We start from the raw sequence: 973 nt of genomic DNA, 5'->3' as shown, positions 1-973 counted from the left end.
CTAGCTTGACGACGGCACGGAGCCTCACCAATGACCACCAGCCCCCGAAAAGAGCGTAAATTTCCTGCTTCGGCCGGTATCCTTCTAGGGTTAGGCCTAGGCGGCTTTTTCGACGGGATCGTGCTCCACCAAATTCTGCAATGGCACCACATGATGACAAGCGCGGGCTATCCGCCCAACTCTGTTGAAAATCTGAAGCTGAACACGATGTTGGACGGATTCTTCCATGCCGCCACTTATATCTTAACTGTGCTTGGCTTGGTTGTTCTGTGGAATACAGCAAGAAAGCCTCACTTTTGGTGGTCGGCCAATCTGCTTTTCGCGACGATCTTGATCGGATTCGGTCTCTTCAATTTGATCGAAGGAGTTGTTAATCATCAGATCTTGGGACTGCATCACGTAAATGAGACCGTTCCGCGCGATCTATGGATCTTTTGGGACATCGCCTTCCTAGTTTGGGGCGCGGTAATGCTGGCCGGCGGCTTTGTGCTCTATCGAAATTCCAAACAGGACCGTTTTGACGAAGTTCGCCGAACTTAACGGACAACGGCGCCCGCTTTGCTCAACAGTACTCCGGTGGCCACGACTTTCCTTGCGGCTTCTGGCTCTTCTTCAGTCCGGGCCTCGCGCGGAGGAAGAACTGGGCGGCCCCCGCTATAAATTGTCCGGAGTAGAGCCCGTAAAAAAGGTGCGGCGGGCTTTTTTGCTGTCCGGGTGGAACCCGATCTGGCGACAATCGTTCGGTGCGGCAACACTGCACCATGCCGTCAGATCGGATCAACAATGCGGGAAAAGCAGGGCCTCACCGATAAAGAAAAACACGACAGACGGGAGCGAACGTCGGATGCTGCCCGGGAATTGATCGAGGTCGAGCGCATGGCACGAGATGCAAAGACAGCTCGGCTCCGGGAGCAGCGACTGAAGGCTGAAATCGCTTTTCCGGAGGCTTCGGCTGCAGAGCCGACGCCAGCAC

Annotated in this window: 2 protein-coding genes; both read left to right on the top strand. The window is 55.1% G+C overall.

What is annotated here, in order from left to right; genetic code table 11:
- Window positions 1-30: 30 nt before the first annotated feature.
- Window positions 31-540: a DUF2243 domain-containing protein gene (locus EN807_RS32285; RefSeq protein WP_127314087.1), complete on the top strand. Its 510-nt coding sequence runs from the start codon at window positions 31-33 to the stop codon at window positions 538-540.
- 243 nt (window positions 541-783) lie between these two features.
- A partial coding sequence (locus tag EN807_RS36150) for a hypothetical protein (protein ID WP_210240012.1) occupies window positions 784-973 on the top strand: 190 nt, incomplete at its 3' end.

Origin of the sequence: Mesorhizobium sp. M5C.F.Ca.ET.164.01.1.1, assembly GCF_004792125.1 — a bacterium.
Classification (GTDB): Bacteria; Pseudomonadota; Alphaproteobacteria; order Rhizobiales; family Rhizobiaceae; genus Mesorhizobium; species Mesorhizobium wenxiniae.
This window is presented reverse-complemented; position numbering and strand designations above follow the sequence as displayed.